Source organism: uncultured Methanobrevibacter sp. (assembly GCF_902774605.1).
Taxonomy (GTDB): Archaea; Methanobacteriota; Methanobacteria; order Methanobacteriales; family Methanobacteriaceae; genus Methanocatella.
This window is the reverse complement of record NZ_CACYJE010000017.1, coordinates 20,682-29,628: the sequence shown is the minus strand read 5'-3', so window position 1 is coordinate 29,628 and position 8,947 is coordinate 20,682. Positions and strand designations below refer to the sequence as shown.

The window sequence follows — 8,947 nt, the reverse complement described above, 5'->3', positions numbered from 1 at the left end:
AGCCCCTTTATAAATCATTTTCAGTATATTTATTTATTTTTAGTAGTTAATAACTTTTTAGTTGATAAAATTACGGTTAATTGTTTTTCAACAAAAAAAATAGGTAGCTATATAAATATCAGTTTATAGACCCAATATCAAGAATTGAATGTTTTAACTGGAAAAATCGTCTTTTAGATTGTTTGTTTAGAATAAAACAAAATTCTTGAAAAAATATATTATAATAATAAGGAGAAACGGTACCATGAAATACAAGAAAACCATGATACTGCTGGTGCTTGCCATCTTCATATTCGGTGTGGCAAGCGTATGTGCTAGTGATGTGAACGATACGGTGATTGCCCATGAAGATGATTCAATTGTTGAATTGTCCCAGGCAGATGCTGATGAAATAATGTTAACAGATGAAAATGAATTAATCAGTCAAACAGATAATGGACTGATAAGTGAAGGAAAAAGTGGAACATTTGCTGAGCTGCAAGCAAATATTACACAAGCAACAGAAGGTTCAACATTAACCTTAAATAAGAATTACGAATGCGAAGACAGTTTTGATAGTGAAGGAATACCTATTGACAAAGCCCTAACAATCGATGGAAACGGATTTAAAATAGATGCACAGGGAAAATCAAGAATATTCAAAATAACTGCAGAAAATGTAATACTGAAAAACATAATTTTCACAAATGGAAAAACAACTGGTAAAGGGGGTGCAGTTTACTTCTTAAGTAATGGTGCTGTGATAAATTGTAATTTCACACTCAACACTGCAACTGATGGTGGTGCCATTTATTATAGTGATGGAACCACTGGCGAGGCTATAAACTGTAATTTCAAAGATAACCTTGCAACATCTAGTGGTGGAGCACTGGTATTTTTGGGTACTGGTACTGTGACAGGCTGTAACTTCATTAATAACGCTGGAAACTCAGGTAGTGGTGGTGCCATTTACTTTATTAAAGGCACAATGTCAGATTGTAATTTCACTAACAACAAAGCAATATATGGTGGTGCAGTTTACTTTAACAGTAATGGTAACGTGACTGATTGTTGTTTTACTAATAATCAAGCAACTGGATACTCCGGTTGTGGAGGTGCGGTTTATTTTGAAAAAGTTTCTTCTAGTGTGACTGTAAATTGTAATTTCACTGATAACAGTGCAAAAAATGGTGGTGCCGTTTATTTTGATGTAAGTTCTTCCGGTAAGGCTGTAAATTGTGTTTTTGATGGCAACTCTGCTAGTAACAGTGGTGCTATTTGTACCAATAACGCATTGAATGTTATCGTCTATTCATGTATTTTTAAATCTAGTTCTGATGAAACTAATGGTGTACAGTTAGTTTATATATTTTCTGATTTGCAGGATCTTATTTCTGCAAATTATGGTTCAATATTAAAATTGGATAAAGATTATGTATACGAAAATGATTTTGACATTAATGGAATTAACATCATAGATTCAATAACCATTGACGGCCAGGGTCATACAATTGATGCCAATGGAAAAGGAAGAATATTCAATGTCACTGCAGAAAATGTAATACTGAAAAACATAACTTTCGCAAATGGTTACACAACTGGTAAAGGGGGTGCAGTTTACTTCTTAAGTAATGGTACTGTGATAAATTGTAATTTCACACTCAACACCGCAACTGATGGTGGTGCCATTTATTATAGTGATGGAACCACTGGCGAGGCTATAAATTGCAATTTCAAAGATAACCTTGCAACATCTAGTGGTGGAGCACTGGTATTTTTGGGTACTGGTACTGTGACAGGCTGTAACTTCATTAATAACACTGGAAACTCAGGTAGTGGTGGTGCCATTTACTTTATTAAAGGCACAATGTCAGATTGTAATTTCACTAACAACAAAGCAATATATGGTGGTGCCATTTACTTTAACAGTAATGGTAACGTGACTGATTGTTGTTTTACTAATAATCAAGCAACTGGAAACTCCGGTTGTGGAGGTGCGGTTTATTTTGATGTAATTTCTTCCAGTAAGGCTGTAAATTGTAATTTTACTAACAACACTGCTTCTGGAGATGGTGGGGCTGTTTACTTCTTGAATACTGGTAATGTGACAAATTGTAATTTTGCTGACAACTCTGCAAATAAATCAGGTGGTGCAGTTTACTTCTATAAGGATAGTGAAGTGACAAATTGTAATTTTACTGATAACTCTGCTGATCGTGGTGGTGCTATTAGGTTTAGTGGCACAGGTACTGTGAAAAATTGTAATTTCATTAACAACAAAGCAACTGGAACTGGCAATTATGATGGTGGTGGTGCAGTTCACCTCCAAGGTACTGGTAGTTTGACAAATTGTAATTTTACTAACAACACCGCAACATATTATGGTGGTGCAATTAGGTTTGGTATTAGAGGTACTGTGTCAAATTGTAATTTTACTGGCAACATTGCTGGGTATGGTGGTGCAGTTTTCTTCAATTATGCAGGTACTGTGTCAAATTGTAATTTCACTAGCAATAATGCGACTAATGGTTCTGCAATTTACTTCTACAAAAATTATTCTTCAGATACTTTAACTGTTTCCAATTCTATTTTCTTAAACAATAGGGCAAATGCAGAAGATTTGGAGGTAGTTAAAAATGATAATAATATTACAATCATATTCACAGGTCAGAATAACCTTTTAAATGCAATCTATTCCAGAAATGATGCTGAAGTTACTTTTAACAATGTGAAATATTGGGGAGCAACTGGAATTACAACCCTCAGTGCTATTAGGTCTGGATCCAATAAGGCAACCGGTCAAAACATCACTGTAAGTGGTGTTGTTAATGGTATTTTGGTTTTAAATGAGGTTAAAGTCACAGATGATGAAGGAAAGATTGTTTTAAACATAAATGATGATGATAATTATTACATCACTGTTTGCCATGACGCTGATTCATACTACACTGAAGCTGAAAAAACAATCTCAAACATTAATGTGAATGTCACCTCTCAGACAACCAATAACAAGACTGTTAACATTACTGCTAAGTCTAATATTTTCAGTGAAGTCATGCCGGGTAAATTACTATTTATTTTGCCAAACGGCACTGAAATCAATGCAAATTATGCAGGAAATGGAACTTGGTGGGCAGTTCATGCCTTTAATGAATATGGTGTTTATCAGGTCTCAGCATCATATGTCGGGTTGGATAATGTAATTGTCAGCAAAGGAACCATTACAGTTACTGCTCCTGAGCATACATTTTGGTTTTTGAATTATACAATTAACGGTTATGATAATCCTGTAATCAAATTATCAAATGATTTTTATTTTGATTCAGATTATGATGTGGCTTTTGCAAACGGTATTGTGATTAATAGGTCTGTCATAATCCAAGGTAATGGATGTACAATTGACGCAAATGAAATGGCTAGGATATTCAAGATTGCTGACAATGCACAGGCGGTAATCAAAAATGTCACCCTTGTAAATGGTAAGCACGATGAAGGAGGAGCCATCTATAATGATGGAAGTAATTTAACTATAATTGACTCTACATTGGATGATAATTATGCGTATGATGGTGGTGGAGCGGTTTATGTAAAAGAAGGCATTTTAACTGTCATCACCTCTGCATTGACCTGCAATGGTGTAAATGATTATGGTGGAGCGATTTATATAAATGGTGGCAGTCTTGAAATATTCAATTCCACATTAAACAACAATTCTGCAGAAGAGGGTGGTGGAGCGATTTATAGCAATGGAAACAATTTGACAATTGTCAACTCCACATTGGACAACAATCGAGCATATGGTAGTTATGGTGGTGCTGTCCATAATGATCAGGGTTATTTGACAGTAATCGGCTCCAGAATAAGAAACAACTATGCAGAAGATGATGTTGCTGTTTGCACAGGCAACGAGGATAATGTAGTTTTCAGTAATAATGAAATTTTCAACGGCAATGTTTATGGATTCACTGCAGATGATTCAAATACAATCATTAATCCTCCAAGATTTGGATTAATGGCGGTTTTCGATTCTTCTTTAAGAATTCGAGTATTTGAAAGAGAGGATGAAAGATTCAATGGTGATATCACTTTGACTATTGGCGGTGAAGATTATGTTGTTCACATGGTTAATGGTACAGGTAAAACTGATGTAATACCTTCAATCATGGCTTCTGGAGATTATTATGCCAACATCACTTTCAATGGAAATGAGGAATATCCTGCGGTGAATTATGAAAATGTTAGATTCTCACTGTCTATAAATTCATTTAGTAATCTATATGCTTTATTTATTGATAGTATGATTGAGCATAAGGATGTAGTATTGAATCGAGATTATATTGATGATGGTGATGATTTTGCATTCATTGATGAGTATTTTAATCTTTTAGAGGAAAATGCTTTAGCCATTGATGGTAAAGGTCACATTATTGACTGTGATCATGTGGATAATTTCTTGTATATTGGTCCTGAATGGAAGGTAAGTGTCAAAAATCTAATCATAATAAACAGTAATGGTGCAGCAATACATAATGAGGGTAATTTAACAGTCACCAACTCCACTTTCCACAACAATTCTGAAGGTTTTGGTGGAGGTGCTGCAATATATAATAATGAGGGGCATGTGACAATTATTGGATCTACATTCAGCCTAAACAATGGATATGAAGGAGGAGCAATCCTTAATGAGAGGTCATATTTAACTATAATTAACTCCACATTCACAGGAAACAAAGCTGAATATGGTGCTGCAATATATAATAATGAGGGTAATGTAGTTATGGACAGTGCCACTTTCATAAATAACTATGCAAGCGATAATGGTGGAGCAATCTATATTTGGGGCGGTGATTTTTCAATAATCTCCTCAGAGTTTAACAACAATTCGGCAGATGACTGCGGTGGTGCAATATATGTTTCAGAATGGAATGATTATATGGCATCTGCAAACCCTTCAACCAGTTCACATGTATTCAATTCACAGGCAAACAATAAAAATTATCTTCGTGCTACATCAACAGGTATGAAACTTGTTTTATCACTGGTCAATTCAATATTTGACAGCAACACTGCTGGTAAAATTGGTGGGGCAATATTTATTGGTGGAGATAATGTTGTATTAATTAATAAATCTTCATTTAATAAAAACAATGCTAATAGGGGCGGATCAATCTGTAATAGGGGTGTTTTAAACATGTATGATTCTAATCTAACCAACAACAGTGCTTCTGTAGATGGTGGTGCAATCTTTAGTTCAGATGATGTGGTTCTGGACAGTGCCACTTTCATAAATAACTATGCAAGAGATAATGGTGGAGCAATTTATATTTTAAGCGGCAATTTCGAAATAACCGAATCGACATTTATCAATAACTCTGCATTTTACGGCGGTGCGATATATGTTGATGTGGACAACACAGCTCCTGAAGCTCCAAATCCTTTGGCAAATGATGTTCTTGGCTCATCACAAAAGGAATCCATTTTAACTGCACTGATTCCTAATGATCCATTTTTGAAAGTAACTGGCTCCACATTTAAAGACAATCATGCATATAATGGTGGTGCGATATGTAATGGAGTTGTAGTATCAGTAATCGGCACCATATTTGAAAACAACATGGCAAATCATAAAGGTGGTGCAATATATAATAATTGTCTTTTAACAATGACCAATTCCATTTTAATAAATAATTTGGCAAACAATTCTTCATTTAACACTTATGGAGGGGCCATATATAATAGTGAAAATGGTGATTTGAGAATAATTGCCTGTGATTTGTCACACAATACTGTAAATGGTCGTTTAGCTTTAGGTGGAGCAATCTATAATGAGGGTGAAACACATGTGAGGGATTCAACTTTAACATTCAACAGGGCAATAGGAACTGAATCTGCAGCTGCCGGAGCAATTTATAATCAGAATAAGTTATTTGTGATAAACACTACATTTTCCAATAACACTGCAACTGCGACTTTGAATGCTGATGGAGGTGCAATCTTATCTGCAATGGGTGAATTGATGGTGGATGACTCCATATTTTCAGGCAATGTTGCATCCGGAAATCAATCTGCAGGTGGAGCAATTGTTAACTTATATGCTAATGCAACAATAAAAAATACCACGTTCCAAAGTAATGGTGCAAATAATGGTAGTGCAGTACTATCTGCAAGTCATGAGGGCATGCCTCCGTCCAATGTCAATATTGAAGATTCCAAATTCATTGACGATTCCATTGAAGGAGTAGTATTGGATGATTCAAATGCAGTACTGACAACACCAGTATTTGAAATTCATGTTCCTGATGGAGTTAGCGGAGAATCTGTTGAAATAACTGTAAATGAAATTAAAATCGGCAATAAATTTAACGGAACAGTAACTGTGAGAATTGAGGGTGTTGATTATCCAGTGAAGATCGTTGAAGGTCGAGGAAATGCAACAATTGCTCTTGCTATGGTTTCTGGAACTTATAAGGCTACCTTAATCTATCTGGGTGATTTGAATTATAGTGGAGTAACTATGCAAAGTGATAGTTTCGTTGTCAGTGTTGTTAAACCTGATGTCGTCATTCCATCATTGGATGGTCTTTCAAGCAATGGCGTATTTACAATTGTGTTGTCTGATGATGCTACTGGTAATGTTACATTAACAATTAATGGCAAGGATTATGTCTTTGATGTAGCAGAGGGTAAGACTAGTGTTAAACTTCCTGAATTGGTTGATGGTGAGTATGATTATGTTATTTCATACTCCGGCGATGGTAGATATTCCTCTTTCACATCATCCGGAAGTTTAAAGGTCAGTAATCCTTCAAAACCAGTTGATCCGGTTAACCCAGTTAAACCAGCAGTCCCAACTAAACCTGTGAAAACAACTTTAACACTTAAAAAGGTTACTGTTAAGAGATCTGCTAAGAAATTAACTATTCAGGCAACACTTAAAGTAAATGGTAAGGCGGTTAAAGGTAAGATTATTAAATTTAAGTTTAATAAGAAAACCTATAAGGCCAGAACTAATGCTAAAGGTGTTGCTAAGATCACTGTTAAAAAATCAGTTCTCAAAAAACTCAAAAAGGGCAAAAAGGTAACATATAGTGCAACATATGGTAAAATTACCAAGAAAGTAAAAGTGAAAGTTAAAAAGTAGGTGCAACACGCACCTACACTTATTCTTTTATAAGATGATTATCATGAACAAACCCATTATACGTGCCTTGTCCAACAATCATGGATGATTGGTATGTTGTATATATCAGAATGTAAATACGATATTTATGAATGTTAGTTTTTTCCAGTCTATTTTTCCATGTATGGTGAAAATAATAGGTATATTAATATCAGTTTATGAACTTTCTCGTGTGTTGTGAAAAGGAATAAAAAAGAATATATTCGTGATAAGTTTGTTAATTCGACTGATTCATGGTTGGGTTTAATCTATTTTGAAGCTTAAAGGAGATAAGGAATTTATAATGGATAAATTCCATATACTTCTTGTTCATAGTTTAACCATGTTTTAAGCATTTCATCTTCGATTGAATATTTTTGGTTTGTGTAACCTATTATTCCTTTATCTTTGAGGCTTGTTAGATATTTGTTAAATGTTCCTCTTGAAATATTTGTTTTTTCTAGTAATTCGCTCCAGGTTAGTGAATCTTCTTCAACTAATTGTTCGACTATGTCTTTTTCGTTTTTGTTTAAGCTGCTCCAAATTTTTATCCACATTATTAGGATTTGCTCCATATTTGTGAAAAATGTTTTTTTAACTATTTCAGGAGTGTATATTTGATTGCTGTCCATAACATTGTAAAAACTGTTTATGTATAATGGTATTCCTCTTGTGCATTTGTAAAATCTTTCAAATCCTTCTTCAGTAAATTTTATTTCACTCATTTTGTCTTTAAAGTATGCTTTTGTTTCTTCTTTACTGAATGGGTCAATTGTTATTTGTTGTAATCTTCCACCAAATGCTCCACTTTCACCATTTAATTCGTTTATAATGTCTGAACTTCTTGATATTGATCCTGTAAATATATAGCTTACGTTATGCTGTGTTTGGTTGTAACTTCGAATTAACCAAAAGAATTTGTCTAGATGGTTTATTTTTCTTAACATTTGGAATTCATCTATGATTATTACAAATCCATTTAATTCATCCATTTCATCCACTATTTTTTGAGGAAATTCCATTACAAATTGACTTAATTTTCCGTAGTTAGTTTCAGTTTTAGGCACGGGTATGTCTAGTATGGTTGTTATGTCATGGAAATCATATTTTTTGAGTTTCAGATTATTTATTAATTCAGTTATTTTTGCTTTGTACTTGTTTTTGTAGTTATTTGCTTGTATGCTTTGATTCATCTCTTTTAATAGTTCGATAAGTACTGTTTCTATTGTTAATTCTTCCTTTGTTCGTGCATAAAGTTGGGCGATATCAATATATGTGCATATTATATTGGGTTCTATTTCTGTCATTATTTTTTTTAGAAGATAGGTTTTTCCTACTCCTCTGTATCCAGTTAACAATATTTGTTGAGGTAATGAGTAATTTAGGGAATCTATTTGGTATTTGAGTTTTTTGATATCTTCTTTTCTGTTGTAGAAATATTCATCTAAATTGTTGTGTAAAAATAAGGGTTTTGAATTCATTTAATTCACCTATTGTTTATTTATTTATACTAGTATATTAAATTATACTTTTCCATTTAGTATAAAAAATTATACTTATCTGATGAAGTATAATGATTTATACTTGTTAATTTTTTCAGGTCAGATTATAATTAAACATTATGTGTAATTGATGCTGAATATCTTCGCCATATGGTTCAAACATACAGTTTTCTGTTATTATTAATGATTAATATTTTACAGATATTGGAATGCGATATTTTTAATTGTTTATACAAGAATTGCTGCACCCATGGTGGTCAAAAAGTATGTTATGTATTTTTTGCAACAAATAATTAGTTATAAAAAT

The 8,947-nt window shown here is 33.5% G+C and carries 2 protein-coding genes; one reads left to right on the top strand and one right to left on the bottom strand.

The window, feature by feature from the left end; translation table 11 throughout:
- Positions 1 to 244 precede the first annotated feature (244 nt).
- Entirely contained in the window at positions 245 to 7,120 is a 6,876-nt protein-coding gene (locus QZU77_RS05030; protein ID WP_295600942.1) for a right-handed parallel beta-helix repeat-containing protein, read from the top strand.
- Positions 7,121 to 7,437: 317 nt separating this feature from the next.
- Here QZU77_RS05030 and QZU77_RS05025 read toward each other — a convergent pair whose 3' ends face one another.
- A complete protein-coding gene (locus QZU77_RS05025; RefSeq protein WP_295600939.1) occupies positions 7,438 to 8,619 on the bottom strand; it encodes an ATP-binding protein in 1,182 nt (393 codons plus the stop codon).
- Between the last annotated feature and the right edge of the window lie 328 nt (positions 8,620 to 8,947).